The organism is Curtobacterium sp. PsM8 (assembly GCF_030433875.1).
Taxonomy (GTDB): Bacteria; Actinomycetota; Actinomycetes; order Actinomycetales; family Microbacteriaceae; genus Curtobacterium.
Genome location: NZ_JARUXD010000032.1, coordinates 11,818 through 37,924, shown reverse-complemented (window position 1 = coordinate 37,924; position 26,107 = coordinate 11,818). Strand labels below are relative to the sequence as shown.

23 protein-coding genes are annotated in these 26,107 nt (G+C 69.4%); 8 read left to right on the top strand and 15 right to left on the bottom strand.

The window, feature by feature from the left end:
• Nucleotides 1-68: 68 nt before the first annotated feature.
• Genes QCD68_RS09350 through QCD68_RS09340 form a run of 3 tightly spaced genes read right to left on the bottom strand, consistent with a single transcriptional unit; the run spans nt 69 to nt 3,370 of the window.
• Nucleotides 69-983 carry a carbohydrate ABC transporter permease gene (locus tag QCD68_RS09350; protein ID WP_111074787.1) on the bottom strand — a complete coding sequence of 305 codons (915 nt, stop codon included), beginning with the start codon at nt 981-983 and terminating at the stop codon, nt 69-71.
• A gap of 2 nt (nt 984-985) precedes the next feature.
• A complete protein-coding gene (locus tag QCD68_RS09345; protein ID WP_301222813.1) occupies nt 986-1,951 on the bottom strand; it encodes a carbohydrate ABC transporter permease in 966 nt (321 codons plus the stop codon).
• Nucleotides 1,952-2,008: 57 nt separating this feature from the next.
• Nucleotides 2,009-3,370 carry an extracellular solute-binding protein gene (locus QCD68_RS09340; protein WP_301222812.1) on the bottom strand — a complete coding sequence of 454 codons (1,362 nt, stop codon included), beginning with the start codon at nt 3,368-3,370 and terminating at the stop codon, nt 2,009-2,011.
• Between the two features lie 231 nt (nt 3,371-3,601).
• Here QCD68_RS09340 and arfA point away from each other — a divergent pair, with 231 nt between their 5' ends.
• Nucleotides 3,602-5,104, top strand: a complete 1,503-nt coding sequence (gene arfA, locus QCD68_RS09335) for an arabinosylfuranosidase ArfA (protein ID WP_111074784.1) — start codon at nt 3,602-3,604, stop codon at nt 5,102-5,104.
• A gap of 825 nt (nt 5,105-5,929) precedes the next feature.
• Here arfA and QCD68_RS09330 read toward each other — a convergent pair.
• Nucleotides 5,930-6,967 carry a LacI family DNA-binding transcriptional regulator gene (locus tag QCD68_RS09330; RefSeq protein ID WP_441005179.1) on the bottom strand — a complete coding sequence of 346 codons (1,038 nt, stop codon included), beginning with the start codon at nt 6,965-6,967 and terminating at the stop codon, nt 5,930-5,932.
• Between the two features lie 250 nt (nt 6,968-7,217).
• Here QCD68_RS09330 and QCD68_RS09325 point away from each other — a divergent pair, with 250 nt between their 5' ends.
• The 4 genes from QCD68_RS09325 (at nt 7,218) to QCD68_RS09310 (ending at nt 12,584) form a co-directional block, all read left to right on the top strand.
• Nucleotides 7,218-8,165, top strand: a complete 948-nt coding sequence (locus QCD68_RS09325) for a carbohydrate ABC transporter permease (RefSeq protein WP_301222810.1) — start codon at nt 7,218-7,220, stop codon at nt 8,163-8,165.
• Nucleotides 8,162-9,124, top strand: coding sequence for a carbohydrate ABC transporter permease (locus QCD68_RS09320; RefSeq protein WP_111074781.1), 963 nt, complete (start codon nt 8,162-8,164; stop codon nt 9,122-9,124). The genes QCD68_RS09325 and QCD68_RS09320 overlap by 4 nt, the downstream gene beginning before the upstream one ends.
• A 153-nt stretch (nt 9,125-9,277) precedes the next feature.
• Nucleotides 9,278-10,612, top strand: a complete 1,335-nt coding sequence (locus QCD68_RS09315) for an ABC transporter substrate-binding protein (RefSeq protein WP_301222809.1) — start codon at nt 9,278-9,280, stop codon at nt 10,610-10,612.
• Nucleotides 10,613-10,706: 94 nt separating this feature from the next.
• A complete protein-coding gene (locus QCD68_RS09310) occupies nt 10,707-12,584 on the top strand; it encodes a glycoside hydrolase family 35 protein (RefSeq protein ID WP_301222808.1) in 1,878 nt (625 codons plus the stop codon).
• Nucleotides 12,585-12,662: 78 nt separating this feature from the next.
• Here QCD68_RS09310 and QCD68_RS09305 read toward each other — a convergent pair whose 3' ends face one another.
• The 3 genes from QCD68_RS09305 to QCD68_RS09295 all read right to left on the bottom strand — a co-directional run bounded on the left by QCD68_RS09305 (nt 12,663) and on the right by QCD68_RS09295 (nt 14,025).
• On the bottom strand, nt 12,663-12,965 hold the full coding sequence (locus QCD68_RS09305; RefSeq protein WP_111074778.1) for a hypothetical protein: 303 nt from the start codon (nt 12,963-12,965) through the stop codon (nt 12,663-12,665).
• A 290-nt stretch (nt 12,966-13,255) separates the two neighbouring features.
• On the bottom strand, nt 13,256-13,717 hold the full coding sequence (locus tag QCD68_RS09300; protein ID WP_301222807.1) for a hypothetical protein: 462 nt from the start codon (nt 13,715-13,717) through the stop codon (nt 13,256-13,258).
• Entirely contained in the window at nt 13,714-14,025 is a 312-nt protein-coding gene (locus tag QCD68_RS09295) for a biopolymer transporter Tol (protein WP_301222806.1), read from the bottom strand. Before QCD68_RS09295 ends, QCD68_RS09300 begins: the two co-directional genes overlap by 4 nt.
• 60 nt (nt 14,026-14,085) lie before the next feature.
• Here QCD68_RS09295 and QCD68_RS09290 point away from each other — a divergent pair, with 60 nt between their 5' ends.
• Complete coding sequence (locus tag QCD68_RS09290; protein ID WP_301222805.1) at nt 14,086-15,159, top strand: spore photoproduct lyase family protein; 1,074 nt, start codon at nt 14,086-14,088, stop codon at nt 15,157-15,159.
• Nucleotides 15,160-15,265: 106 nt separating this feature from the next.
• Here QCD68_RS09290 and QCD68_RS09285 read toward each other — a convergent pair whose 3' ends face one another.
• Entirely contained in the window at nt 15,266-15,442 is a 177-nt protein-coding gene (locus QCD68_RS09285) for a CsbD family protein (RefSeq protein WP_221852292.1), read from the bottom strand.
• Between the two features lie 137 nt (nt 15,443-15,579).
• Nucleotides 15,580-15,978: a DUF3253 domain-containing protein gene (locus QCD68_RS09280; protein WP_301222804.1), complete on the bottom strand. Its 399-nt coding sequence runs from the start codon at nt 15,976-15,978 to the stop codon at nt 15,580-15,582.
• Nucleotides 15,979-16,070: 92 nt separating this feature from the next.
• On the opposite strand from QCD68_RS09280, the gene QCD68_RS09275 reads away from it, so the two are divergent.
• Entirely contained in the window at nt 16,071-17,423 is a 1,353-nt protein-coding gene (locus QCD68_RS09275) for an alpha-amylase family glycosyl hydrolase (protein ID WP_301222803.1), read from the top strand.
• A 111-nt stretch (nt 17,424-17,534) separates the two neighbouring features.
• Here the strand turns inward: QCD68_RS09275 and mmsB are convergent, their stop codons facing one another.
• The 3 genes from mmsB to chvE all read right to left on the bottom strand — a co-directional run bounded on the left by mmsB (nt 17,535) and on the right by chvE (nt 21,501).
• Entirely contained in the window at nt 17,535-18,716 is a 1,182-nt protein-coding gene (mmsB, locus tag QCD68_RS09270) for a multiple monosaccharide ABC transporter permease (RefSeq protein ID WP_111074771.1), read from the bottom strand.
• The gene (gene mmsA, locus QCD68_RS09265) at nt 18,703-20,253 is read right to left on the bottom strand and encodes a multiple monosaccharide ABC transporter ATP-binding protein (protein ID WP_301222802.1); all 1,551 of its coding nucleotides are present in this window, start codon (nt 20,251-20,253) and stop codon (nt 18,703-18,705) included. Before mmsA ends, mmsB begins: the two co-directional genes overlap by 14 nt.
• Nucleotides 20,254-20,367: 114 nt before the next feature.
• Nucleotides 20,368-21,501 (bottom strand): multiple monosaccharide ABC transporter substrate-binding protein, encoded by a 1,134-nt coding sequence (chvE, locus tag QCD68_RS09260; protein WP_301222801.1) that lies wholly within the window; start codon nt 21,499-21,501, stop codon nt 20,368-20,370.
• A gap of 185 nt (nt 21,502-21,686) precedes the next feature.
• Between chvE and QCD68_RS09255 the strand changes: the two genes are divergently transcribed.
• On the top strand, nt 21,687-22,745 hold the full coding sequence (locus QCD68_RS09255; protein WP_301222800.1) for a LacI family DNA-binding transcriptional regulator: 1,059 nt from the start codon (nt 21,687-21,689) through the stop codon (nt 22,743-22,745).
• Nucleotides 22,746-22,820: 75 nt separating this feature from the next.
• Here the strand turns inward: QCD68_RS09255 and QCD68_RS09250 are convergent, their stop codons facing one another.
• Genes QCD68_RS09250 through QCD68_RS09240 form a run of 3 tightly spaced genes read right to left on the bottom strand, consistent with a single transcriptional unit; the run spans nt 22,821 to nt 26,103 of the window.
• A complete protein-coding gene (locus QCD68_RS09250; RefSeq protein WP_301222799.1) occupies nt 22,821-23,774 on the bottom strand; it encodes a carbohydrate ABC transporter permease in 954 nt (317 codons plus the stop codon).
• A 4-nt stretch (nt 23,775-23,778) separates the two neighbouring features.
• Nucleotides 23,779-24,744, bottom strand: coding sequence for a carbohydrate ABC transporter permease (locus QCD68_RS09245; protein ID WP_111074766.1), 966 nt, complete (start codon nt 24,742-24,744; stop codon nt 23,779-23,781).
• 51 nt (nt 24,745-24,795) lie between these two features.
• A complete protein-coding gene (locus tag QCD68_RS09240; RefSeq protein ID WP_301222798.1) occupies nt 24,796-26,103 on the bottom strand; it encodes an ABC transporter substrate-binding protein in 1,308 nt (435 codons plus the stop codon).
• Nucleotides 26,104-26,107: the final 4 nt, after the last annotated feature.

Below are 26,107 nucleotides of genomic sequence, written 5' to 3'. Positions count from 1 at the left end.
GCTCCCCACCAGCTGGTGGGGAGCCTCCCGTCCGTCGTGTGGTCCGGACGTGACGTCCGGACCGGGCGTCAGCCCTTCAGGCCGGAGCCGGTGACACCCTCGACGATCTGCCGCTGGAAGATCAGGTACAGGATGATCAGCGGCAGCGCCGCCAGGATCGCACCCGCCTGGATGTCCGCGTAGCGCTGACCGAAGCTGCCCTGGACCGTGGCGAGCCCGACCGGGATCGTCATGAGGTCCGGGTTCGACAGCACGAACAGCGGCAGCAGCAGGTTGTTCCAGACCCCGACGAACGTCAGGATCGTCACCGCGGCGATCACCGGACGCGACAGCGGCAGGATGACCGACCAGTAGATCTTCCAGATGCCGGCGCCGTCGATGCGCGCGGCCTCTTCCAGCTCCTTCGGGATGCCGTCGAAGAACTGCTTGAAGATGAAGACCGCGATCACGGCCGGCACCTGCGGGAAGATCACCGACCAGTAGGTGTTGAGCAGGTTGACCGCGTTGAGCTCCTGGAAGATCGGGATGATCAGGACCTGCGTCGGGATCATGATGCCCAGGATGATGAGCAGGAACGCGATGTTCCGGCCACGGAACACCAGCCGCGACAGCGCGAAGGCCGCCATCGACGCGAAGATCACGGTGAGCACCGCGGTGACGACGCTCGTGACACCGCTGGCCAGGTACCAGTTCCAGATGTCGCCGGACTGGAACAGCGACGCGTAGGAGTGCAGCGTCGGGTTCCAGTTCGACAGGATCGACTTCGCGCCGAGTGCGGCCACGCCGTTGTCGGACAGCGAGGTCTTCAGCGCGAACAGGCTCGGGATGAGCCAGATGATCGCGAACACCGTCAGGACGACGGCCGACGCGATCGTGAAGCCGCGGCCGCTGACGCCGATCTTCGCGGCACTCGTGGGAGCGGCCGACGAGACGCCGGTGCGGAGCTTGGTGCGGCCGGTGGTGATGCTCTCGGTGGCGGTCATGATCAGGCTCCGATCTCACGCTTGGCGACAGCGCGCTCGACGAGCTGCCGGATGATCGCGATGGCGACGATCACGATGAACAGCAGGACGGACGCGGCCGAGGCGGCGCCGAGTCGGTTGTCGGTGAAGCCGACGCCGGTGATGAGCTGCAGCGAGACCTGGGTGGAGATGCCCGGGCCGCCGTTCGTCATCAGGTACACCTGGTCGAAGATCTTCAGGCTGGCGATGATCTGCAGCAGGATGACGAGCGTCGTGGTGCGGCCGAGCAGCGGCAGGGTGATCGACTTGATCTGCTGCCAGTTCGAGGCCCCGTCGACGGCGGCTGCTTCGTACAGCTCGCGGGGGATCTCCTGCAGGCCGGCCAGGTACAGCACGAAGTTGAAGCCGAGCGTCCACCAGACGGTGGCGATGGCGACACCGATCATCGCCGTGTTCGGGCTGGACAGCATGCCGGAGCCGGGGGTCAGGCCGATCGCCGACTGGATCGTGGCGAACAGGCCGGTGGCCGGCGTGAAGATGAAGACCCAGATCAGCGAGATCGTCGCCGACGGCAGGATGAACGGCAGGAAGAACGCCAGGCGGAAGAACCACTGGCCCTTGTTCATGCGGTTCGTCAGCACGGCGAACACGAACGCCAGGACCACCAGCGGCGGGGTCGTGTACAGCGTGAACTGCAGGGTGTGCCAGAGCGACGACCAGAAGTCGGAGCGCCCGAGCATCTCGGCGTAGTTCGCGAACCCGGCGAAGCTGCCGAGGCCGGTGCGGACGGTCGAGGTGTTGAAGAAGCTCGTGACGATCATCCAGACCGTCGGGCCGAGCAGGAAGGCCACGTAGAACAGGCCGAAGGGGGCGAGGAACAGCCACCCGCTGCGGCCCTGGCCGCGGGTGAGGCTGCTCTTGTAGGTGCGGAGTCGTCGGGGCGCGGTGGCCGCGTCCGTGGGGCGGTCGAGGACAGGTGCTGTGGTCACGTCATCGTGCCTTTCGCGCGGTGTTCACGGTGGTCGCGTGCCCGGTCGTGTGCCCGTTCACAACGGGCTCGGGGTGTTGAGGTAGGTCGCCAGCTGGCTCTTGATCGCGCTGAGTGCCTGCGCGGGACTCGAGCTGCCCTGCTGTACGAGGGCGAGCTGCGCGCCGACGGTGCCCTCGAAGGTCGAACCCGATCCGCCGTACCAGGCGGCGTCGTCGAAGACCGCGGTCTCGGCGGCGGCGGCGTAGTTCGACTGCGGCTTGAGCTCCTTGTACTTCGTGCTGTCGAACGTCGGCATGTAGGCCGGGACGTGCCCGCCCTCGGCCCAGGTCAGGCTCTGCTCGAGCATCTGCTTGATGAAGAGCATCGCCGCCTTCTTCTGCTCCGGCGTGCGGTCCTTCTTCGGCAGGATGAAGGTGTGCGAGTCGGCCTGGGTGGCGGGCTTGTCGTACAGCGTCGGGATCGGCGCCATGCCGAACTTCAGCCCCTTGATCGACTGGGCGGTGCTGATCTCCCACTCGCCCTGCATGAAGAAGCCGGCCTTGCCGTCGAACATCAGCGACTGCGCGGTGGCGTAGTCCAAGGCCTTGTTCATCCAGCCCTGCTTCACCCACTTCTGGGTGCGGTTGGTGACCTCGTTGTAGGCGTCCTCGTTGACGGTGAGCTTCGCGCCGCCGTCGCTGATGAACGGCGTCGCGCCGTTGATCTGGTTGTACATCGTCCAGAAGAAGCGCCACGGGGTCGCGGTCTCGGGCACGACGTTCGCGACGTTGAGTGCGGTCCCGCCGGTGACCTTGGACACGGCGGCCAGGGCGCTCTCGAACGCGTCCATGCCGTCCAGGTTCTTGAGCTCGTCGTTGCTGTCGAGCAGCCCCGCCTTCTTGCACACGTCCACGTTGTAGAACAGCACGAACGGGTGGGTGTCGAGCGGGATCGCGATGTTGGCGCCGTCGGTCTTCTGCGCGGCCCAGGCCTTCTGGTTGAAGTCGCTGGCCTTCAGTCCGACGCTCGCCAGGTCGTCCGCCGTGATCGGGTCGAGCAGGTCGCCGTCCCAGAGCGGCTTCGCCCGGGTCAGGTGGGCGATCGCGACGTCCGGCGGCTTGTTCCCGACGGTCGCCAGTGTCAGCTTGGAGTAGTACGGGTTGCCCCAGGCGAAGGTCGTCGCCTGCAGGGACGACGAGCCGCCGTGCTGCTTGGCGTAGCCGTCCTCCATCGTCTGCATGCGGACACCGTCGCCGCCGCCGAAGAGGTTCCAGAAGACGAGCGTCTCGGGGTTGAGGGCACTGCCGGCGAGCCCGGCGGAGAGCGGGCTGGAGCAGGCGGCGAGTGGCAGGACCGTGGCGGCCGCGGCTCCGGCGGCGAGCAGGCTCCTCCGGGTGAAGGTGGACCCGCGGAGGGGTGGGACGGATCGGTTCGGCATGGCATCACTCCATCGGGACGGGCCGAAGCGGGACGGTCATCCGGGGAGGAACGACGTCCCGATCGCGGGGCGTCGGTGCCCCGTGAGCGCTCACATTAGCGCCGCGCCGACGTGCGCACCAGCCCTTCCGTCCCGTGTCGACACCCGATAGCGTTTCCTGCAGGTGAGCGCTCACTTCCGTGACCCTGCGGAACACTCGTGCTCGACGCACAGCCTGATCGAAGGAGATCCATGCCCCGCACACACCTCGTCCTCGACTCCGCGTTCACGGTGGGCCCGGTGCGGCGCCGACTGTTCGGCGGTTTCGTCGAGCACCTCGGCCGCCACGTCTACGACGGCATCCACGAACCCGCCCACGAGTCGGCCGACGAGCACGGCTTCCGCAAGGACGTCATCGAACTCGTCAAGGAGCTCGGCGTCACGACCATCCGCTACCCCGGCGGCAACTTCGTCTCCGGCTACAAGTGGGAGGACGGCGTCGGCCCGGTCGAGCAGCGTCCCCGCCGGCTCGACCTGGCGTGGCACTCGACCGAGACCAACGAGGTCGGCCTGCACGAGTTCCAGCAGTGGCTCGACTCCGTCGGCTCGGAGCTCATGCTCGCCGTGAACCTCGGCACGCGCGGGGCCGCCGAGGCCATCGAGCTGCTCGAGTACGCCAACATCCCGGGTGGCACCGCCCGCTCCGAGGAGCGCAAGGCGAACGGCCGCGAAGAGCCCTTCGGCATCACCATGTGGTGCCTCGGCAACGAGATGGACGGCCCGTGGCAGCTCGGCCACAAGAACGCCGAGGACTACGGCAAGCTCGCCGCCATGACCGCGAAGGCCATGCGGCAGATCCAGCCCGACCTCGAACTCGTCGCGTGCGGATCCTCGGGCGCGTCGATGCCGACGTTCGGTGAGTGGGAGCGCACCGTCCTCGAGCACGCCTACGAGGACGTCGACTACATCTCGGCGCACGCCTACTACGAGGAGGACCAGGACCTCACCTCGTTCCTGGCCTCCGGCGCCAACATGGACCACTTCATCAAGACGGTGACGACCGCCGCGGACCACGTGCAGGCGCACAAGGGTTCCGACAAGCGGATCGACATCTCGTTCGACGAGTGGAACGTCTGGTCGATCACGAAGTGGGAAGCCCAGCAGAAGACGTTCACGCTCGACGAGTGGCCGGTCGCCCCGCGCCTCCTGGAGGACGTCTACACCGTCGCCGACGCCGTCGTCCTGGGCGGTCTGCTCATCTCGCTCCTGCGCCACGCGGACCGCGTCGCGTCGGCGTCGATCGCGCAGCTCGTCAACGTGATCGGCCCGATCATGACCGAGCCCGGTGGCGAGGCCTGGCGCCAGACCACGTTCTTCCCGTTCTCGGTCACGTCGCGCCTGGCACACGGCACATCGCTGAACGTCGTCGCCTCGGGTGACACGATCGACGGCGGCAAGCACGGCACCGTGCCGGTCGTCGACTCGGCCGCCACGGTCGAGGACGGCCGCGCCGCGGTGTTCCTCGTCAACCGCCACCAGTCCGAGAGCACGACGGTCACGATCGACCTGTCCGGGCTCGACGTCGACGGGGACGTGCACGCGGAGGGCATCTGGGACGATGACCTGCACGCCGTGAACGACCTGTCGAACACCTCCCGCGTCGGCCTGCGGACCAACGAGTCCGTCCGCCGCGAGGGTGACACGATCACGATCGAGCTGCCGCCCGTCTCCTGGACGGCGCTCTCGATCGGGTAGTCGCCTCGGCGCACGCTGCGTGCGGCGAGCGTCGAGTGAGCAGAGGACGCCGGGTCCCTTCGGGGGCCCGGCGTCCTTCTCGTGGTGGCGGGCTGGCCGGCCGCGGGCCGAGCCTCGGCGCGGTTCGCGCTGGGCGACACGGCTCGTGCTGGCTGCCCCGCGGCTTGTCGCTCAGCGCGAGTCTCGTGCGGCCGGGAGGCGCGTGGCGGGCTGGCACCGTGCCTCCCGTCTGCTGAGCCTCGGCTGGGCGGGCACGTTGCGGCCTGCGCGCGGCGCGTTCTGTCGGCGGGGCCGAGCCTCGCGTGGCCGGGAGGCGCGTCGCGGGCCCGCACCGTGCCTCCCGTCTGCCGAGCCTCGGCTGGGCGGACATGTTGTGGCGTTCGTGCGGCGCGTTCTGTCCGCGGGGCCGCGCCTCGGCGCGGTTCGCGCTGGGCGACACGGCTCGCGACGGCCGCCCCGCGGCCTGTCGCTCGGTGCGAATCTCGTGCGGCCGGGAGGCGCGTGGCGGGCTGGCACCGTGCCTCCCGTCTGCCGAGCCTCGGCAGGGCGGACACGGTGCGGCCTGCGCGCGGCGCGTTCTGTCCCCGGGGCCGAGCCTCGGCGCGTTTCGCGCTGGGCGACAGTGCTCGCGGTGGCCGCCCCGCGGCCTGTCGCTCAGCGCGAGTCTCGCGTGGCCGGGAGGCGCGTGGCGGGCTGGCACCGCGCCTCCCGTCCGCCGAGCCTCGGCGCGTTTCGCGCTGGGCGACACCGCTCGCGACCGCCGCCGCGCGGCCTGTCGCTCAGCGCGAACCTTGCGGGGCCGGCCGGCCGGCCCGCCGCCCGCCGCTACCGCGCCGGCGGCGCCGCCGTGCTCGCGCGCACGACGAGCCGCACCGGCACGAGGTCCGTCGCCGCCGTGGCGGCACCGCCCTCGATCTGCGTCAGCAGGGTGGCGACCGCGCGGCGCCCGACCTCGTCGAAGGACTGGTGCACGGTGGTGAGCGGCGGCCAGAACGAGTCGGACTCAGGGGAGTCGTCGAAGCCCACGACACTGAGCGAGGACGGCACGGCGCGACCGAGTTCGTGGCAGGCGCGGAGGACACCGAGCGCGGTCTGGTCGTTGGCGGCGAACACCGCGGTGATCTCCGGGCGGCGGGCGATCTCGAGGCCGGCCTGGTAGCCGGACTCGGTGCTCCAATCGCCACCGAGCACCGGCGGGACCGTGCGTCCGGCGGCGGTGAGGGTCGCGCTCCAGGCCGCCTGCCGCCGGGCCGCCGAGTACGAGGACGCCGGTCCGGCCACGTGCCAGACGGTGTCGTGACCGAGGTCGAGCAGGTGCTGGGTCGCCAGGCGGGCGCCGTCGGCCTGGTCGGTGTCGATCGCCGGGTGCTCGGTGGTGCCGGTGGAGTCGACGACGACCATGGGGACGCCGTCGGGCAGTTCGACCTCGGCGGTGTCGATGACGTGTGACTCGATGATGATGACGACCCCGTCGACAGCCTGTTCGTGCAGGCGGGAGAAGGCGGACCGGACGCCCTCCTCGGTGCGGGAGGCCATCGGCAGCAGCGTGATGGTGAAGTCGGCGACCCCCGCTGCGTCGGCGATCGCCTCGAGCGTGCGCATGTTGCCGTACGAGGCGAGCGTGAACATGATCACGCCGATGGTGCGGAAGCGTCCGGAGCGCAGTGCCCGGGCGGCGCGGTTCGGCCGGTAGCCGAGGTCTGCCATCGCCTGCTGGACACGGGTGCGGGTCTCGGGGCTGACGTTGTCGAACCCGCGGGCCACGCGGGAGACGGTCTGCATCGAGACCCCGGCGGCGTCGGCCACGGCAGCGAGCGACGGCGCGCGGCGGGGGACTGCGGTGGCGTCGGTGGTCGTCGAGATGGTCACGCGCCCCCTTCCATGCGAACGATGTGGGGCCGGGACGGGTGCGCAGCCGGGGCAGGGCACCGGTCCGCGGCCGGTGGACCGGCGTCGGTGCGCGGCCACTCCTGCTGACGCTAGCGCATGTTGACGTTGCCATGCTATGGTCGCCACCGTTCGATGTTGACGTCAACATCAGCGCCGGTCGCAGCACGACCACCAGCGCTGAGAGTCCCGTCGACGTCAGCCCGGAACACGACGAAGGAGTCACATGAGCACGCTCACCGCGCGGAGCCCCGAGGCCGCGCCGCGACGCACGGGCACCACGCCCGCACCGCGTCGCCGTGGGAAGCCGCGGGGTCGCTTGACCGGCTGGCTGTTCGTCGGCCCGTTCGTCGCCGTCCTCGTGCTGATGCTCATCGTGCCGATCGGGTACGCGCTCTGGCTCAGCCTGTTCCGCGACCAGCTCATCGGCGGCAACCAGTTCGTCTGGTTCGCCAACTACGTGCAGCTCTTCCAGGACGCCAAGTTCTGGTCCGGGTTCGGCCGCGTCGCGATCTTCCTGGTCGTCCAGGTGCCGATCATGCTCGGCCTGGCCCTCGTCGCCGCCCTGGCCCTCGACAGCGCCCGCCTCTGGGGCACCGGGTTCTTCCGCATCGCGGTGTTCCTGCCCTACGCGGTCCCCGGTGTCGTCGCCGCCCTGATCTGGGGCTTCATCTACGGCAACCAGTTCGGCCTGACCGGAGCCGCGAACGACGCCATGGGCATCGACCTGCTCCAGCCGTTCAGCCCGAGCTGGGTCCTGACGAGCATCGGCAACGTGGTCACGTGGGAGTTCCTCGGCTACAACATGCTGATCTTCTACGCCGCCCTCCGCACCGTGCCGGGTGACCTGTACGAGGCGGCTGAGCTCGACGGCGCCGGCCCGATGCGCACCGTCTTCTCGATCAAGCTCCCGGCCCTCCGCGGCCCGATGGTCATCGCCACGATCTTCTCGATCATCGGCAGCTTCCAGCTCTTCAACGAGCCGAACCTGCTGAAGACCCTCGCCCCGAACGTCATCGGCAGTGCCTTCACGCCGAACATGTACGCCTACTCGCTGTCCTTCAGCGGCCAGCAGTTCAACTACTCCGCCACCGTCGCGATCGTGATGGGCGTCATCACCGCCGTCATCGCCTACGTCGTGCAGGTCCGCGGCACCCGACAGGAGAACCGATGAGCACCCTGCAGGGTCCCGCCCCCCTCACCGTCACCGAGGCGACCACGACGCAGGGTGACCCGCGCGACCGCCGCACCCGCGCCTCCCGGAAGGCGGCCAAGCCCGTCGACGGACGCAAGGTGAAGCGCTCCGGTCTCCTGACCGCGGTCATGGTCGTCTTCGTCGTCTACTCGTTCGCACCGCTCTTCTACCTGCTGGTCAACAGCACGAAGACGCAGTCGTCGCTGCTGTCGACGTTCGGCCTCTGGTTCGGCGGGAAGTTCAACCTCTGGCAGAACATCGTCGACACGCTGACCTACAACGACGGCATCTTCGTCCAGTGGCTCGGCAACACGCTGCTCTACGTCGTCGTCGGCGCGGGTGGCGCGACGCTGCTCGCGACCGTCGCCGGCTACGGCATGGCGAAGTTCCAGTTCCCCGGCCGTCGCGCCGTGTTCGCCATCGTCCTCGGTGCGATCGCCGTTCCGGGCACGGCTCTTGCGGTCCCGACGTTCCTGCTCTTCTCGCAGGTCGGCCTGACGAACACCCCGTGGTCGATCATCCTGCCGTCCCTGATCAGCCCGTTCGGCATGTACCTCATCTGGACCTACGCGGTCGAGGCGATCCCCACCGAACTCATCGAGGCCGCCCGCATGGACGGCGCAGGCGAGTTCCGGATCTTCTTCACCATCGCGCTGAAGCTCCTGGCACCCGGTGTCGTCACGGTCCTGCTGTTCGCGGTCGTCGCCACCTGGAACAACTACTTCCTGCCGCTCATCATGCTGAGCGACCCGAAGTGGTACCCGCTGACCGTCGGCCTGAACCAGTGGAACGCGCAGGCCACCGGCTCCGGAGCGCAGCCGATCTACAACCTCGTCGTCACCGGCTCGCTCCTCACGATCATCCCGATCGTGGTCGCGTTCCTCTTCCTCCAGCGCTTCTGGCAGTCCGGCCTCGCGGCCGGCTCCGTCAAGGCCTGATCCCGCCCTCCGGCCCCGGTCAGCAGCACCGGACCCCGGCCGGGAGGCACGGAGCGGCCCCGCAACGGACCGCACCGACCAGTCCCACCACCAGCAACCAGCAGTCCCTCCACGAAGAAGCACCTTCTTCACGATGAAGTGAAAGGCACCACCATGCAGAAGCGTCTCCGGCGCGGGCTCAGCGCCCTCGCCATCGGCGTCACCGCCGCGATGGCCCTCGCCGCCTGCGCGTCCGGCGGCTCCGGCTCCGGCGGCTCGGCCTCCGACATCGACAAGGCCCTCGACCAGGGCGGCACGCTGACCTACTGGTCGTGGACCCCCTCCGCGAAGGACCAGGTCGCCGCGTTCGAGAAGGCCTACCCCAAGGTGAAGGTCAAGCTCGTCAACGCCGGCACCGGCGCCGACCAGTACACCAAGCTGCAGAACACCGTGAAGGCCGGCTCGGGCGCTCCCGACGTCGCCCAGGTCGAGTACTACGCGCTGCCGCAGTTCGCCCTGTCCGAGTCGCTGCTCAACCTGTCCGACTACGGCTTCGGCGACCTGAAGAGCAAGTTCGCCGCGAGCACCTGGAAGTCGGTCTCGATGGACGGCAAGGTCTACGGCCTGCCGCAGGACTCCGGCCCCATGGCCATGTTCTACAACGAGAAGGTCTTCAGCCAGTACGACATCGCCGTGCCGAAGACGTGGGACGAGTACGTCGCAGCCGCCAAGAAGCTGCACGAAGCCGACCCCGAGAAGTACCTGGCCGCCGACTCCGGCGACGCGGGCTTCACGACGAGCATGATCGCCCAGGCCGGCGGCACCCCGTTCACCACCGACGGTGACAAGGTGACCATCAACCTGCAGGACGCCGGCACGAAGAAGTGGACCAAGACCTGGAACGAGCTCGTCGAGCAGGGTCTGCTGGCGAAGACCGTCGGCTGGACCGACGACTGGTACAAGCAGCTCGGCAACGGCCAGATCGCCACGCTGATCACCGGTGCCTGGATGCCCGGCAACCTCGAGGCCAGCGTCGCCGACGCCAAGGGTGACTGGCGCGTCGCCCCGATGCCGACCTACGACGGCCAGACCGCGGCCACCGCGAACAACGGCGGCAGCGCCGAGGTCGTCATGAAGCAGTCGAAGAACCCGGCCCTCGCCGCCGGCTTCCTCAAGTGGCTGAACTCGTCGAAGGCCTCCACCAAGGTCTTCATGGAGTCCGGCGGGTTCCCGTCCACCACCGCCGACCTCGAGTCGTCCGCGTTCCTCGACGAGAAGCCGGACTACTTCGGTGGCCAGCAGATCAACAAGGTGCTCGTCGACGCGTCCAAGGCGTCGGACAACGACTTCACCTACCTGCCGTACCAGGTGTACGCGAACAGCGTCTACGCCGACACCGTCGGGCAGTCGTACGAGAAGGGCACGTCGCTCGAGTCGGGTCTGTCGGCCTGGCAGGACGCCCTGGCGAAGTACGGCAAGCAGCAGGGCTTCACGGTCTCGACCAAGTAGTCCCACCACATCGACGCGGCCGTGCGGGTTCTCCGCACGGCCGCGTTCCCACGAGACGCGTCGGCACCGACGTGCTCCCACAGAAAGCAACGACATGCGCTTCGCCATCGGCGACACCGACTTCCTGCTCGACGGGCAGCCGCACCGGGTGCTCTCCGGTGCGATCCACTACTTCCGCGTCCACCCCGACCTGTGGGCCGACCGGATCCGCAAGGCCAAGCTCATGGGCCTGAACACCGTCGAGACCTACGTCGCCTGGAACGCACACGAGGCCACCCCCGGCACCTTCGACTTCACCGGCGGGCTGGACCTCGGCCGGTTCCTGGACCTGGTCGCCGCCGAGGGGATGCACGCCATCGTCCGCCCCGGCCCCTACATCTGCGCCGAGTGGACCAACGGCGGGCTGCCGTTCTGGCTGTTCACCGACGGCACGGTCGGCATCCGCCGCGACGAACCGCAGTTCCTCGCCGCCGTCGGCCGCTACCTCGACGCCCTCGCCCCGATCCTGGTGCCCCGGCAGATCGACGCCGGCGGCCCGATCGTGATCGTGCAGGTCGAGAACGAGTACGGCGCCTACGGCTCCGACCCGGTGTACCTCGAGAAGCTCGAGCGCATGCACCGCGACATCGGGCTCACCGTCCCCTTCACGAGCGTCGACCAGCCGATGGACTCGATGCTCGAGGACGGCTCGCTGCCGTCGCTGCACAAGACCGGCTCGTTCGGGTCCCGCTCCACCGAGCGCCTGGCACGGCTGCGGCAGGCGCAGCCGACCGGGCCGCTGATGTGCTCGGAGTTCTGGGACGGCTGGTTCGACAGCTGGGGCGAGCACCACCACACCACCTCCGCCGCTGCGTCGGCCTCGGACCTGGACGACCTGCTCGCCGCCGGCGGCTCGGTCAACGTCTACATGTTCCACGGCGGCACGAACTTCGGCTTCACGAACGGCGCGAACGACAAGGGCGTCTACCGGCCGATCGCGACGTCGTACGACTACGACGCCCCGCTCGACGAGGCCGGCCGCCCCACCGAGAAGTTCCACGCCTTCCGCGACGTCATCGCCCGGTACGCGCCCGTCCCGGAGCTGCCGGCGTCGATGCAGCCCGGCGGGTCCGGTCGGCTCGCGTCCGGTGCCGGGCTCGCGTCCTCGTCGGCTGACGGCCTGGAGGCACGTCCCACCCCCGCCGCGGACGTCGCCGTCCGCCTCGACCACGTCCTGCCGCTCGTCGACCTGCTGCCGACGATGACCAGCTGGACCACCCACGAGACGCCACCGACCTTCGACCAGTTGGGCGCGGCCTCCGGGTTCGTCCTGTACCGGACGGAGGTCGACCTGCCCACCGGTGGCGTGCTGACCGTCGCCGAGGAGGTCCGCGACCGCGTGCTCGTCCGGGTCGACGGTCGGACCGTCGGCGTCCTGGAGCGGGAGCACCACGACCGTGCGATCGCGCTGCCACCGGTGACGGGCCTCCTGGAGCTGCTCGTCGAGGACCAGGGCCGCGTCGACTACGGTCCCCGGATCGGTGAGCCGAAGGGGTTGATCGGCGCCGTCCGGATCGGCGACGACCTGCTGTCGCGCTGGACCGTGTCGCCCCTGGCGCTCGACCCGGTGCCGGCGGCGGCGCTCGACGCGCTGCGGACCGCACCGGTGGCGAGTGTGTCGGCTGTGTCGACTGTGTCGACGGGGGAGACCCTCGCCGGTCCGGTGTTCGCGATGGGCTCGTTCGAGCTGCCGGAGCGCGGCGCGGACCTCGACCGTTACCTGGCGCTCGACGGGTTCCGGAAGGGCGTCGCCTGGGTCAACGGCTTCTGCCTGGGCCGGTACTGGTCGCGTGGGCCACAGCGCACGCTGGCCGTGCCGGGGCCGGTGCTCCGGGCGGGTCGGAACGAGGTCGTCGTGTTCGAGGTGCACGCCTCGGCGGCACGCACCGTGTGCCTGTGCGTCGAACCGTCGCTCGGGCACACCGAGGGCTGAGTGCTCTGAACCGCCCGCACGACGAACGGCCCCGGGATGCCCGGGGCCGTTCGTCGCGTGGTGGTCGTTCGCTCGTCGTCAGCAGGTCGGTTCCGGCACGAGCACCGCGATCCGGCGGACCCGCACCACCGGGACACCGCCGCGGTCGCCGAGACGCTCACCGGCGAAGCGGACGAGCACCCCGGGCTCGGTCCGCTCGGCTTCGACGAGTGCGGCGGCCTGGGCCGGCGTCACCAGGAGCTCCCACGGTCGGCGGACGCCCGCGGCGTCCTCGGAGCAGAGTTCGAGCAGCACGCCGACCCGGGCGCCGGCCGGTCCTTCGGCCGTCGTCGTGCCGGTGCGCAGCCCCACCAGTGCGCCCGTGTGCGTGATGTCGTTCATGGTCCCCCTCGGTCCTCGGCGTCCTCGCCGCGACGAGCCTACGGCGGCGAGGATCGCTCGCACCTCATCCGGAAGGTGGGGAATCGCCGGAGCCGCGTCCATCGGACGGGTGAGCGGCGGGCGCGGTGCGCTGTCGGCTGCCGCCCGGGGCGCCGAGGTTGCACGACGCGCCGTCGCCCGGTCGCCGACGTTGCACGACGCGCCGTCGCCCGGTCGCCGGGGTCGCACAACCGGCCGGGTCGGCGGTCCCCGGGCGGCAGAACGTGCGACCTCGGCTGACGGGTACTGCGTCAGAACGCCCGGGCGCCGGCCCATTCCCGGACGCGGAGGAGGCCCTCCCGACGCCAGATCCAGTACGGGGCGAACTTCGTGCCGTCGTCCTCGTAGGCCTTCGTCAGGAGCCCGATCTGTCGGCGGCGCTGGTGCCCGGTCTCGTCCACCCATTCGACGTACCCGTCGTCGAGCACGGTCGTGATCTGCGCACGCGGCACCGACCAGCTCCGGACGTACCCGTCGTAGCGGAGCTCCTCGTCGCCCAGGCGCACCGCGACCCGCCGAGCACGAGCGGTCGTCCACGCGCCGAAGCCCACCATGAACACGCCGAGGGCCACGATGAACACGCGAGCCGACGCCTCCGGGACGAACGCGACCGCGATGAGGACAGCGCCGACCACGATCTGCAGGGGACCGAGTGCGGCGGTGTTCGCGCTCCGCTCCCACGCGGGAGCACGGATGACCTCGTCGTCGGTCACGGCGACTCGTCGAGCCGGTCGAGGTCCGCGAGGGCCTGCTCGGCCTGGGTCAGCCGCTCGGGCTCGGGTCGGGTCCACCACTCCGGCCCCCGCTCGCCGAGCCCGTGCTTGGCGAGGCCGTTCCGGTGACGCGCTCGCGCGACGGCGTCCTCGTCCCCGGCCCGCTTCGCCAGCTTCACCCCGTTCCGCCCGCGGCCGAGGTGGGAACGGAGCCGAGCAGCGACGTCCTCGGGGAGCGCCGGGTCGGTCCGCCGCCACCGCCGACCGCCCACGACGAAGAAGTGGTCGTCCTCCACGCCAGCGGTCATGCCCCGAGTCTGCCCGAGCGAGGTCAGAGCTGTCGGTGGTGGCGGGTACAACGGACTTCGATGACCGACTCCCGCGTGCGCCCGCTGCTCGACGTCACACGCATCTACGCCGAGGACGCCGCGCTCGAACTCCCGCGGGGCCAGGAGATCATCGGGCGCTGGCCGGACGCCGAGATCGTCCCGGTCGCATCGCACTGGCAGATCGCCGAGGTGCACGGCGACGAGCGCAACGTCGCGCGGTGGGTCCGGATCAAGACCGAGGCGCTCGTGCTCGGCGTGAAGAAGTCGATCGTCACCCGGCCGAACGGTCGGTCGGCGGACTTCATCGCGCCCTCGACCGCGAACGGCTGCGCGATGGCGTGCGCGTACTGCTACGTCCCCCGACGCAAGGGCTACAGCAACCCGATCACCGTCTTCGCGAACATCGAGCAGATCACGAAGCACCTGGCCCGGAACATCCACAAGCAGGGTCCGAAGACCGAACCGAACCAGTGCGATCCCGACGCGTGGGTGTACGACATCGGCGAGAACAGCGACTGCTCGGTCGACGCGATGCTCAGCGACAACGTCCGCGACCTCTGCGACCTGTTCCGGATGACCCCGACCGCGAAGGCATCGTTCGCGACGAAGTACGTCAACCGGGACCTGCTCGACTGGGACCCGATGGGACGCACCCGGATCCGGTTCTCGCTCATGCCCCACGAGACCGCGAAGGTGACGGACATCCGCACCTCGCCGATCGCCGAACGGATCGCCGCCGTCAACGACTTCGTCGATGCCGGGTACGAGGTCCACCTGAACTTCTCGCCCGTGATCCTCACCCCGACGTGGGAAGCCGACTGGGCCGCGATGCTGCGGGAGGTCGACGACGTCCTGTCGCCCGCAGCGAAGGCCCAGCTGGCGGCCGAGGTGATCTTCCTCACCCACAACGAGCAGCTGCACGAGGTGAACCTGGGCTGGCACCCGAAGGCCGAGGACCTGCTCTGGCGTCCGGAGTTGCAGGAGCAGAAGCTGTCCCAGAACGGTGCGGTCAACATCCGGTACCGCGCGGCGATGAAGGCGCGGCACATCGAACGCTTCCGGCAGCTCGTCGCCGAGAACCTGCCGTCCTGCCGGATCCGGTACGCCTTCTGACGGTGTACACGATCCGTGTACACATGTACCGATCCGCGGTACGGGCCCGGGAACGACGAACGCCCGCACCGCGAGCGGTACGGGCGTCACGTGGTGGTGCCGGCGGTCACTTGCCGTCGACGGCGTCCTTGGCCTTCTCGGTCTCCATGCGAGCTTCGCCCATGCCCTGGTCCTTGTGGCCCTGGGCGGTGAGCTCGGCGTCGTCGGTGTGCTTGCCGACGGCCTCTTCGGCCTTGCCGACGATCTTCTGGGTGGCGTCCTTGGCCTTGTCTGCGAGCGACATGGTGTTCCTTCCTGCGGGGATCCGCCGAGGGTCCCCGGCGCGTGCTGCTGACGGTAATCCGTCCGATCCCGCCGCTCACGGCCGGGGCCGAGGGTCGTGTACCCCGGCGGCGCTGACGCCGGGCGCAGGATGGTCGTTCAGCGCGGACGGCGGATGCGGATCGGCCCCTTGGCGGTGGACGGGTCGATGACGTTCCCGCCCTGGGTGATCTCGACCTCGCCGCGGGCGACCATGCGTCGGGCGGCGCGGCGGGCGGGTTCCATCAGGTCCCGCCAGTCGTCGCCGCCGATCGCACGGGCGGCGTCCGACGGGCAGATGCTCGAGATCGCGGCACGGGCGTCGAGCAGCTCGTCGATGGTGCGCTCGAGGGTCCGGTCGGTGTCGTCGAGCTTGTGCCGACGGCAGGCGTCGGAGCACCACTTCGCGTCGGGGCTCGCCGAGTCCGGCATCCGGCGGCCGCACGAGGCGCAGGTGCGCTCGGCATGTGCGTCGTCGAGTCGGCGTGCGTCGTCCTCGGTGCGGATAGCTCGTCCCATGCGCCCATGATCGTCCTGGCCACCGACGCGCTTCCAGGCTGGTGGTACCCCGATCCGCGGTTCCGGCCAGGCCCGGCTGGCAGCATGCAGGGATGGACCACGACGTCGACCGCACTCCCGAGCCCGCCTGGGTCGAGCACGTGATGTGGTGGCACGTCTACCCGCTCGGCTTCGTCGGAGCGGAGATCCGCCCGAGCAGCAGCGCCGACAGCGGCGACGACCGCCCGGTCGAGCATCGCCTCGGGCACCTGGAGAGCTGGCTCGACCACGTCGTCGACCTCGGCCTCAACGGCCTGCTGCTCGGTCCGGTGTTCGCGAGCTCGACGCACGGCTACGACACGGTCGACCACTTCCGGATCGACCCGCGGCTGGGCGACGACGACGACTTCGACAGACTCGTCACCGCCGCGCACGACCGGGGCATCCGGGTCCTGCTCGACGGCGTCTTCAACCACGTCGGCCGCGAGCACCCTGCCTTCCGGGCCCTCGCCGAGCACGGGCCCGATGCCGAGACCGCTCCGCTGTTCGCCGTCGACTGGTCCGGGTGGCAGCCCGGGCAGCCGGTCCCCGTCGGGTCGTTCGAGGGGCACGACATCCTGGTGGCGCTCGACCACGCCTCGCCCGCGACGGAGGACCTGGTCGTCCAGGTCATGACGCACTGGCTCGAGCGCGGTGTCGACGGGTGGCGGTTGGACGCGGCCTACGCGGTCCCGCCGGCGTTCTGGGCGACGGTGCTGCCCCGTGTCCGCGAGCGGTTCCCGGACGCCTGGTTCTCGGGCGAGGTCATCCACGGCGACACTGCGCAGATCGTCCGCGAGTCGACGATGGACTCCACCACCCAGTACGAAATGTGGCAGGGCATCTGGCACGGCATCGCGGACCGCAACTGCTACGAGCTCGCGCACGCGATCGAGCGGCACGACGAACTGCTCGCCACCTTCGCCCCGAGCACCTTCGTCGGCAACCACGACGTCACGCGGATCGCCTCCGCCGTGGGGGAGGGGTTCGTCGGCCACGCCATCGCGGTGCTGTTCACGGTCGCCGGGACGCCGTCGGTCTACGCCGGCGACGAGTTCGCCTGGACCGGCGTGAAGGAGGACCGGGAGGGCGGCGACGACGCCGTCCGTCCGACCTTCCCGCCCGGCCCGCCGGAGGTCACCGGCACGTCCGCTGCGGTCCTGCACGCCCACCAGGCGCTCGTCGCGCTCCGCCGCCGGCACCCGTGGCTGCACCGCGCCCACACCGACGTGGTGCACCTGGACAACACGGCCCTCGTCCTCCGCACCGCCACCGACCGGGAGGCCGTGGTCACCGCCCTGAACCTCTCGCCTGATCCGGTGGTGCTGCCCGCCGCCGACGCGACGCGGGTGGAGGCGGGCGCGGGTGACCTGCGCGACGGGACCCTGCGCCTCCCGGCCGCGGGGTGGGCCGTCCTGACCCGCTGACCGGAGACGCGAACGCAGGCGCAGACGCCAACGAGACTCGGGCTGAGCGACGTTCCGCGCATCAGATGATGCGCGTCCTGTCGCTCAGCCCGAGTCTCGGCTGCGGTACTGCTACTTGCGGCTGCTGGCCGCGCGACGCTTGTTGAAGACGTCGAACGCGACGGCGGCGAGGAGCACCAGGCCCTTGATGAGCTGCTGGTACTCGGTGCCGACACCGAGGATCGACATGCCGTTGTTCAGGATGCCGATGATGAGACCACCGACGATCGCGCCCGGCACGGTACCGATGCCACCGGTGACGGCAGCGCCACCGATGAAGACGGCCGCGATGGCGTCGAGCTCGAACCCGTTGCCCGCGCTCGGCGAGGCGAGGTTGAGCTGACCGGTGAAGACCACACCGGCCAGGGCCGCGATGACGCCCATGTTCACGAAGAGCAGGAACGTGACGCGCTTCGTCTTGACGCCGGACAGCTGCGCGGCGAGCGGGTTGCCGCCGATCGCGTAGATGTGACGGCCGAACACCGAGCTGCGCATGACCATCGAGTACACGATGACCAGGACACCGAGGATGACGAGCACGATCGGGGTGCCGTTGTAGCTGGCGAGCAGCACCGCGACGAACATGACGAGCGCGATGGTGAAGACGAGCTTCGTGATGAACCAGGCGAACGGCTCGTCCTCGAGCTGGTACTTGCGACGGGTCGCACGACCACGGAACGCCGTGATGACCAGGATCACCGAGGCGGCGAGACCGAGGATCATCGTGAGCGGCTCGTAGCCCGAGGTGCCGAAGGCCGGCAGGAAGCCGGAGCCCAGGGAGCGGAAGCCCTCCGGGAACGGCGAGATCTGCTGGTTCTGCAGGGCGATCTGCGCGGCACCGCGGAAGGCGAGCATGCCCGCCAGGGTGACGATGAACGCCGGGATCCCGAAGTAGGCGATCCAGAAGCCCTGCCAGGCACCGACGAGGGCGCCGAGCACCAGGCAGAGGACGACCGCGATCGGCCACGGGATGTGCCACTGGGTGATCATGACGCCGGCCATCGCACCGGTGAAGGCGACGACGGAACCGACGGACAGGTCGATGTGGCCGGCGATGATGACCATCACCATGCCGATGGCGAGGATCAGGATGTAGCTGTTCTGCACCACCAGGTTCGAGACGTTGATCGGCGCGAGGGTGATCCCGCCGGTCGTCGCCTGGAAGAAGATCACGATGACGATCAGCGCGATGAACAGGCCGATCTGTCGGAGCTGCCCGGTGAGGTAGCTGGCGGCGGACTTAAGCGCGTTCATTGACTGGGGTCTCCCGTTCCTGGGTCATGTACTGCATGAGGGTCTCGGGCGTCGCTTCGGAGCGGGGGACGTCCGCCGTGATGCGACCCTCGGAGAGCGTGTAGATGCGGTCGCAGATGCCGAGCAGTTCGGGGAGTTCGGAGGAGATCACGATGATCCCCTTCCCCTGGTCGGCGAGTGCGTTGATGATCGTGTAGATCTCGTACTTCGCGCCGACGTCGATGCCGCGGGTCGGCTCGTCGAGGATGAGCACGTCCGGGTCGGCGTACATCCACTTCGACAGGACGACCTTCTGCTGGTTGCCGCCGGAGAGCTTGCCCGTGACGGCGTTCACCGTCGGGGCCTTGATGTTCATGTTCTTGAGGAAGCCGCGGGCGACCGTGGTCTCCTCGGAGCTGTTGACGAAGCCCCAGTTGGCGAGCTTGCCGAGGGCTGAGCCCGACACGTTGCGCTTGATGTCGTCGATCAGGTTGAGGCCGTAGCGCTTGCGGTCCTCGGTGGCGTAGGCGATGCCGTTGTCGATCGCCGCCGACACCGTGTTCGTCTTGATCGGGACACCGCGCTTGTAGACGGTGCCGCTGATGCCGGTGCCGTACGAGTGGCCGAAGACGCTCATCGCGAGTTCGGTGCGTCCGGCGCCCATCAGGCCGGCGATGCCGACGATCTCCCCGGCACGGACCGTGAGGTTCGCGTCGTGGATGATCTGGCGCGAGGCGTCGAGCGGGTGGTGGACGTTCCAGTCCTCGATGCGGAGGAGCTCTTCGCCGACGTTCGACTCGTGCTCCGGGTAGCGGCTGGACAGGTCGCGACCCACCATGCCGCGGATGATGCGGTCCTCGGAGATCTCGTCGGCGTGCATGTCGAGCGTCTCGATCGTCTGCCCGTCGCGGATGATCGTGACCTTGTCCGCGATCGCCTTGATCTCGTTCAGCTTGTGGCTGATGATGATCGCCGTCATGCCCTCGGCCTGCAGCGACTTGATGAGCTCGAGCAGGTGCGCGGAGTCGTCGTCGTTGAGGGCGGCGGTCGGCTCGTCGAGGATGAGGAGCTTCACCTTCTTCGACAGCGCCTTCGCGATCTCGACGAGCTGCTGCTTGCCGACACCGATGTCCACGATCTTGGTGATCGGGTTGTCCTTGAGACCGACCCGCTTGAGCAGTTCCGCCGCCGCGAGGTTCGTCTTGTTCCAGTCGATGAAGCCGGCCTTGGACCGCTCGTTGCCGAGGAAGATGTTCTCGGCGATCGACAGGAACGGGCTCAGGGCGAGCTCCTGGTGGATGATGACGACGCCGGCTTCCTCGGAGTCGTTGATGTTCGAGAACCGGACCTGCTGGCCCTCGAAGAGGATCTCGCCGTCGAACGTGCCGGCCGGGTAGACGCCCGACAGCACCTTCATCAGCGTCGACTTGCCGGCGCCGTTCTCGCCGCAGATCGCGTGGACCTGGCCGCGTTCGACCTCGATGGAGACGCCCTGCAGCGCCTTCACACCGGGGAACGTCTTGGTGATGTCGCGCATCTCGAGGATGGTGTCCGCCACGTCGACCGCCTTCCGTTCCGCGCGCTGGTGCGCGCTCGAAGTGATAGGGGGAGGACAGACCGGAGGCGCGGTGCGGGACCGCGCCGCGCCTCCGGTCCGTCAGAGGGGTGCGACCTACTGGAGGTCGGATTCCTTGTAGTAGCCGGAGTCGACGAGGACCTTCTTGTAGTTGTCCTTCGTGACGACCGTCGGCTGGAACAGGTAGGTCGGGACGACCTTGACCTTGTTGTCGTAGCTCTTGGTGTCGTTGACCTCGGGCTTCTTGCCCGTCAGCAGGTCGTCAGCCATCGTCACGGACTCGGTCGCCAGCTTGCGCGTGTCCTTGTAGATGGTCGAGTACTGCTGGTCGTTGATGATCGACTTGACCGACGCGGCTTCGGCGTCCTGACCCGTGATGGTCGGGAGCGGACGGCTGCTGGTGCCGTAGCCGGCGCCCTGCAGTGCCGAGATGATGCCGATCGACATGCCGTCGTACGGGGAGAGCACGCCGTTCAGCACGGTGCCGCCCGAGTAGGACTTCGCGACCAGGTTCTGCATGCGGGCCTTGGCGGTCGCCGGGTCCCACTGCTGCGTGGCGGCCTGCGTGAAGCCGTCCTGGCCGGAGCCGATCTTGATGGTGCCGTCCTCGATGTACGGCTTGAGGGTCTTCATCGCGCCGTTGAAGAAGAACGTGGCGTTGTTGTCGTCGGGCGAGCCGGCGAACACCTCGATGTTGAACGGACCCTTCTTGCCGGTCTTCTTGCCGTCCGCGTCGAGCACACCCAGCCCGGTGAGGAGCGAGGTGGCCTGGTCGACGCCGACCTTCTCGTTGTCGAACGAGACGTAGTAGTCGACGTTCTTCGAGCCGGTGAGCAGGCGGTCGTAGGAGATCACCTTGATGCCGGCCTTGGCGGCGGCGTCGAGCTGGTCGGACAGCGAACCACCGTCGATGGACGCGACGATGAGGACCTTCGCGCCCTTCGTGATCATGTTGCTGACCTGCTGGACCTGCTGCGGGATCTTGTTGTCTGCGTACTCGAGGTCGACCTTGTAGCCCTTCTTCTCGAGGTCGCTCTTGACGGCGTTGCCGTCCTTGATCCAGCGCTCCGACACCTTCGTGGGCATCGCGACGCCGACGAGGGCGCCCTTGTTGTCGGTGCTGCTGCCACCGTCGCCGGTCGCGGAACGACCACCGCCGGCGGAGCAAGCGGCCAGGGAGAGAGCGAGGCCGAGGGCTGCGACGCCCGCGACGATCCTGCGCTTCTTCATCGAAGTACCTCTGTTCCTCTCGCGTCGACATCGACGCGTTCAGGTGCGGGGCTGCTGTGTCCCGCTGGGGATGTGATGCTCCAAGTGAGCGCTCACATCATGTGGTCTCCGCCGAGCGGTGTCAACTCGTCGAGACCGGATCGGGATGTCGTGTCCCCGAACTGGTGTCGCGGTACGGTGACCGGATGACGACGACCGCGACGCCGAACGGCAGGGGACGCAAGGCCCCGACGATCTTCGACGTCGCCGAACGTGCCGGCGTCTCCCACCAGACCGTCTCCCGCGTGATCAACGGGGACCCGACCGTCCGGGAGCAGTTCCGGACCAAGGTCACCGACGCCGTCACCGCCCTCGGCTACCGACCCCGGGCAGCGGCCCGGGCCCTCGCCGGCGGCCGTAGCCGAGCCCTCGGACTGGTCAGCGCGGGCGATGCGCTCTACGGACCGTCGAGCACCGCGATCGGCTTCGAACGCGCCGCCCGGACAGCCGGGTACCACGTGCTCCTCTCGACCCTGCCGGACGACCCGAAGCCCGCTGACCTCTCCGAAGCGCTGTCGACCCTGCTGGCGCAGGACGTCGCCGCGGTCGTCCTCGTCGCCGCCGACAACCGGGTGCTCGACGCCCTCGCGTCGCTGACGCTGCCGGTGACGGTGCCCGTCGTCGTCGCGAACGCCGTCCAGCGCGACGCCCTGCCGACCGACCTGGTCGTGCCGGGCAGCGGCGGAGCGACGATCTCCGCGGTCGCCATCGACCAGGCCGCGGGTGCGACCCTGGCGCTGGAGCACCTGTTCGCCCTGGGGCACCGCCGGATCGTGCACATCGCCGGACCGACCGTCTCGCAGGAGGCCGAGGTGCGTCGTGCGACCTACGACCGGACCATGCGTGCCCGTGGCCTGACCCCGGTCGTGTTCGAGGGCGACTGGACCCCGGCGAGTGGCTTCGCGGCCGGCCGGGCGATGGACGTCGCCGCGGTCGACGCGGTGTTCGCCGGGAACGACCAGATGGCGCTCGGCGTCCTGCACGCCTTCGCCGAAGAAGGACTGCGGGTGCCGGACGACGTCGCGGTGATCGGCTTCGACGACGTCCCGGAGGCGGCGCACTTCACCCCGCCGCTGACGACCGTCCGCCAGGACTTCCAGGCGATGGGGGAGCGGGTGCTCGCCTCGGCGCGGGCGCTGCTCGAGGGCGGTAAGCACGACGACGCCCTGCTGCAGCCCGAGCTGGTGGTCCGGCGCAGCACGTGAGCGCGCGCAGCAGGGGCGGACACCGACCGGTGCCCGCCCCTGCTGCTCGTCCGACCGGTCTCGCCGGCCCGGTCGTCAGCCCTTCAACGCGCCCGACGACAGCCCGGCGACGTAGAACCGCTGCAGTCCGACGTAGAGCGCGATGCACGGGATCATCGCCACGACCGACCCGGCGACGAGGTTGCCGTAGGACACCTGCCCGTACGCCCCGGTCTGCAGGTTGAGCAGCGCCACCGGCAGCGTGTACAGCGAGTCCTTCGTCAGGAACGTCAGGGCTCCGAGGAACTCCGTCCACGACGCCAGGAACGCGTACAGCGCCGCGGTCGCCGCCCCGGGTAGGAGCAGCGGACGGAGCACGGAGACGACCACCCGGAAGCGCGAGGCCCCGTCGACGAAGGCCGAGTCCTCGAGCTCGGTCGGGATCGACTGGAAGGCGTTCCGCATCACGAACACCCCGAACGGCAGGTTCACCGTCGTGTAGAACAACACGAGCCCGAGCAGCGAGTTCGTGAGCTTCAGGGCGTTGAGCTCGAGGTACAGCGGCGTCAGGATGGCCTGGAACGGCACCATCATCGTCAGCAGTACCAGCCCGAACACGACACCGGACCCGCGGAACCGGAAGCGCGCGAACCCGTACCCGGCCATCGTCGCGATCACCGCGGTGAGCACCGCCGTGGCGATCGACACGACGAGCGAGTTCACGACACCGGTCAGCAGGTGCGACGACGACGAGAACACGGCTGCGAAGTTCTGCCAGCCGAGCTGGAAGAACGTCGCCGGGTCGGGTGCCTGGGTGATGACGGCCTCGGACTGGAACGCCCGCAGGATCGACCAGAGCAGCGGGACGCCGAACACCAGCGCGGACCCGACGCCGGCGATCGCGTAGAGGGTGCGCTTGACCGCGGTGTCGCGCGGGTGCTGGACGCTGCCCTGCTGGTGGCGGCGACGACGCCCGTCGCCGGTGGTGGTCAGCGTGCGGGTGGACAGGTCTGGCGCCCCGAGTCCGGTACGGGAGGTCGTGGTGCTCATGGCGTCAGTCCTTCTCTCGCAGTGCCCAGAACTGGACCACCGTGACGGCGGCGATCACCACGACCAGGGCGATCGACTGGGCGGTCGCGGCCCCGAGCTGCAGGTTCACGAACCCGCGGTTGTAGATCGCGTTGACGATGGTCGTGGTCTCGGTGCCCGGCCCGCCCTGGGTCAGGATGTAGAACTGGTTGAAGGCCAGCAGCGACCCGATGACCGAGATGATGACGCTCAGTGCGATGGTCGAGCGGATCATCGGGATGGTGATGAGCCGCTCGGTCTGCCACCACGACGCGCCTTCGAGCTGCGCGGACTCGTAGACCTCGTCAGGGACGCCCTGCATCGCCGACATGAGCAGCACCATCGTCAGCCCGGACACCGCCCAGACCACGAGCACGCAGATGAGCACCGTCGCCAGCGGGCCGTTCACGAGCCACGCGGTGCTGCCGTCGGTGATCCCGAGCCAGCGGAGCACCAGGTTCACGGCGCCGGAGTTCGGCTGCGCCTCGAGCACGAGCATGAACGACAGCGTCGTCAGCCCGACCACGTAGGGCAGGAAGAACACCGTCCGCAGCACGGTGCTGCCACGGCGGCGGGCCCGGACGAGCACGGCGAGGAAGTACCCGAGCGCCAGGATCGGCAGGGTCACGATCGCCGTGTAGAGCAGCGTGTACAGGATCGCGTGCACGAACGTCGGGTCCTGGAACAGCGTCAGGTAGTTCTGCAACCCGATGAACCGGTACGACCCGATCAGCGGCCAGTTCGTGAACGAGATGTACAGCGCGAACACGAGCGGGACGAGCACGAAGACCGCGACGAACAGGATCGCCGGCGCGACGAGCACGGCGCCGGTCCGGGGCGGGTGGGTGAGCGAGTTGCGGGGCCGAGCCGGGCCGCCGCCGGGGCCGCGGCCCACGGTGGGACGGCCGACGCCGGTCCGGCCGGCGGGGCGCCGGGTGGAGATGGTCGACATGCGTGCACCTCTCTGTGCATCAACGAGAGCGAGACGAGCGGGAGCGGAGGCTCAGGCCTGGACCTGGTCGAGGATCCGCTGGTAGTCGGACTGCGCCGTCTTCATGGCCGCAGCGCTCCCCGACCCGAACACGGCCTCGCGGAACATCGCGAAGTACGGCGACGACGGCTGGTTGTTGAGCAGGTTGTACGCCAGCGTTCGCGGCGCGTAGCCCTTCTCGAAGGAGTCCAGCGGCCCGGAGGCCAGCGGGAACCGCTTCCGGTACTCCGGCGTGGCGGCGTCGGACCGGGTCGGGAAGTACCCGCCGTCCGGCAGCGCCTGCTGCTGCCGGAGCCCGTTCGCGTACTGCATGAACGCCCAACCCCCGGACGGGTTCGCCGCCCCGTTCGGGATGCACATGTTGTCGCCGCCGTCGAAGAACGACCGCTTGCCGTCCCACGACGGGATGAGCACGGTCTGCATCTTCGCCCGCATCGCCTTCGTCGCCGCGGGCACGGTGGCCCCGTACGAGGTCGGGAAGATGCCGACCTTGCCGGCCCGGAAGTCCGCTCCCCACGTGGTGCCGGCGTCGGAGTACGTCGCCTTCGACAGCACCCCGTCCCTCCAGAGCTGCCGGTAGAACTCGAGCATCCGTTCCAGGGCCTCGTTGCCGACGATGTTCGCCCGCTGCGAGCCGACCTCGCCGGACATCATGTCGACGCCGGTCGCCCACACGTGCGGCTGGGTGACGAAGCCGATGATGCCGGCGGCGTTGCCGGAGATCGACCAGCCGTACACGTCGTCGCCGGTCTTCCGGATCGCCTTCGCCGCGTCGAGCAGCGTGGACAGGTCCTTCGTCGACTCCTCGACGTCGAGGCCCGCACGCTCGAACAGCTCGGTGTTCACGAACAGCTGCGAGTTGTCCGCCAGGTACGGCAGCCCGTAGTACCGGCCGCGGTACTCGAGCAGGCGCAGGTGGCCGGGGGAGATCGCATCGACGTAGTCGAGGTCCTGCACCACGTCGGTCAGGTCGGCGAACGCGTCGCGGAAGATGAACAGCTGCGAGTTGATGTCGTCGATGTCGACGACGTCCGGCGGTGTCCCGCCACGGATCGCGGTCGCGAGCTTCGTCACGTACTGCGCGTCCGGCACCGGCGTGAGCTGGACCTGCAGCCCCGGGTTCGCGCGGTTGAACCCGGCGACGGCCGAGGTCAGACCGGCCTGGGTCGCGGACCGGCACCAGACCTGCACGGTGCCGGTCGCGCCCTTGCCGAAGACGGCCGGCTTCGCGACGACCTTCGGCAGGCTGCTGGAGCACCCGGCCAGGGCGAGGGCTGCCGCACCGGCGACCCCGCCGACGAGGAACGACCTGCGGTCCACGACG

Excerpts from the sequence above, each read along its gene's own strand:
- QCD68_RS09325 (WP_301222810.1), top strand. The coding sequence starts at position 7,218 with ATGAGCACGCTCACCGCGCGGAGCCCCGAGGCCGCGCCGCGACGCACG.
- QCD68_RS09320 (WP_111074781.1), top strand. The coding sequence starts at position 8,162 with ATGAGCACCCTGCAGGGTCCCGCCCCCCTCACCGTCACCGAGGCGACC.
- QCD68_RS09290 (WP_301222805.1), top strand. The coding sequence starts at position 14,086 with ATGACCGACTCCCGCGTGCGCCCGCTGCTCGACGTCACACGCATCTAC.
- QCD68_RS09275 (WP_301222803.1), top strand. The coding sequence starts at position 16,071 with ATGGACCACGACGTCGACCGCACTCCCGAGCCCGCCTGGGTCGAGCAC.
- QCD68_RS09250 (WP_301222799.1), bottom strand. The coding sequence starts at position 23,774 with ATGAGCACCACGACCTCCCGTACCGGACTCGGGGCGCCAGACCTGTCC.
- chvE (WP_301222801.1), bottom strand. The coding sequence starts at position 21,501 with ATGAAGAAGCGCAGGATCGTCGCGGGCGTCGCAGCCCTCGGCCTCGCT.
- QCD68_RS09295 (WP_301222806.1), bottom strand. The coding sequence starts at position 14,025 with ATGACCGCTGGCGTGGAGGACGACCACTTCTTCGTCGTGGGCGGTCGG.
- QCD68_RS09245 (WP_111074766.1), bottom strand. The coding sequence starts at position 24,744 with ATGTCGACCATCTCCACCCGGCGCCCCGCCGGCCGGACCGGCGTCGGC.
- QCD68_RS09280 (WP_301222804.1), bottom strand. The coding sequence starts at position 15,978 with ATGGGACGAGCTATCCGCACCGAGGACGACGCACGCCGACTCGACGAC.
- QCD68_RS09310 (WP_301222808.1), top strand. The coding sequence starts at position 10,707 with ATGCGCTTCGCCATCGGCGACACCGACTTCCTGCTCGACGGGCAGCCG.
- QCD68_RS09350 (WP_111074787.1), bottom strand. The coding sequence starts at position 983 with ATGACCGCCACCGAGAGCATCACCACCGGCCGCACCAAGCTCCGCACC.
- arfA (WP_111074784.1), top strand. The coding sequence starts at position 3,602 with ATGCCCCGCACACACCTCGTCCTCGACTCCGCGTTCACGGTGGGCCCG.
- mmsB (WP_111074771.1), bottom strand. The coding sequence starts at position 18,716 with ATGAACGCGCTTAAGTCCGCCGCCAGCTACCTCACCGGGCAGCTCCGA.
- QCD68_RS09305 (WP_111074778.1), bottom strand. The coding sequence starts at position 12,965 with ATGAACGACATCACGCACACGGGCGCACTGGTGGGGCTGCGCACCGGC.
- QCD68_RS09315 (WP_301222809.1), top strand. The coding sequence starts at position 9,278 with ATGCAGAAGCGTCTCCGGCGCGGGCTCAGCGCCCTCGCCATCGGCGTC.
- QCD68_RS09285 (WP_221852292.1), bottom strand. The coding sequence starts at position 15,442 with ATGTCGCTCGCAGACAAGGCCAAGGACGCCACCCAGAAGATCGTCGGC.
- QCD68_RS09255 (WP_301222800.1), top strand. The coding sequence starts at position 21,687 with ATGACGACGACCGCGACGCCGAACGGCAGGGGACGCAAGGCCCCGACG.
- QCD68_RS09340 (WP_301222812.1), bottom strand. The coding sequence starts at position 3,370 with ATGCCGAACCGATCCGTCCCACCCCTCCGCGGGTCCACCTTCACCCGG.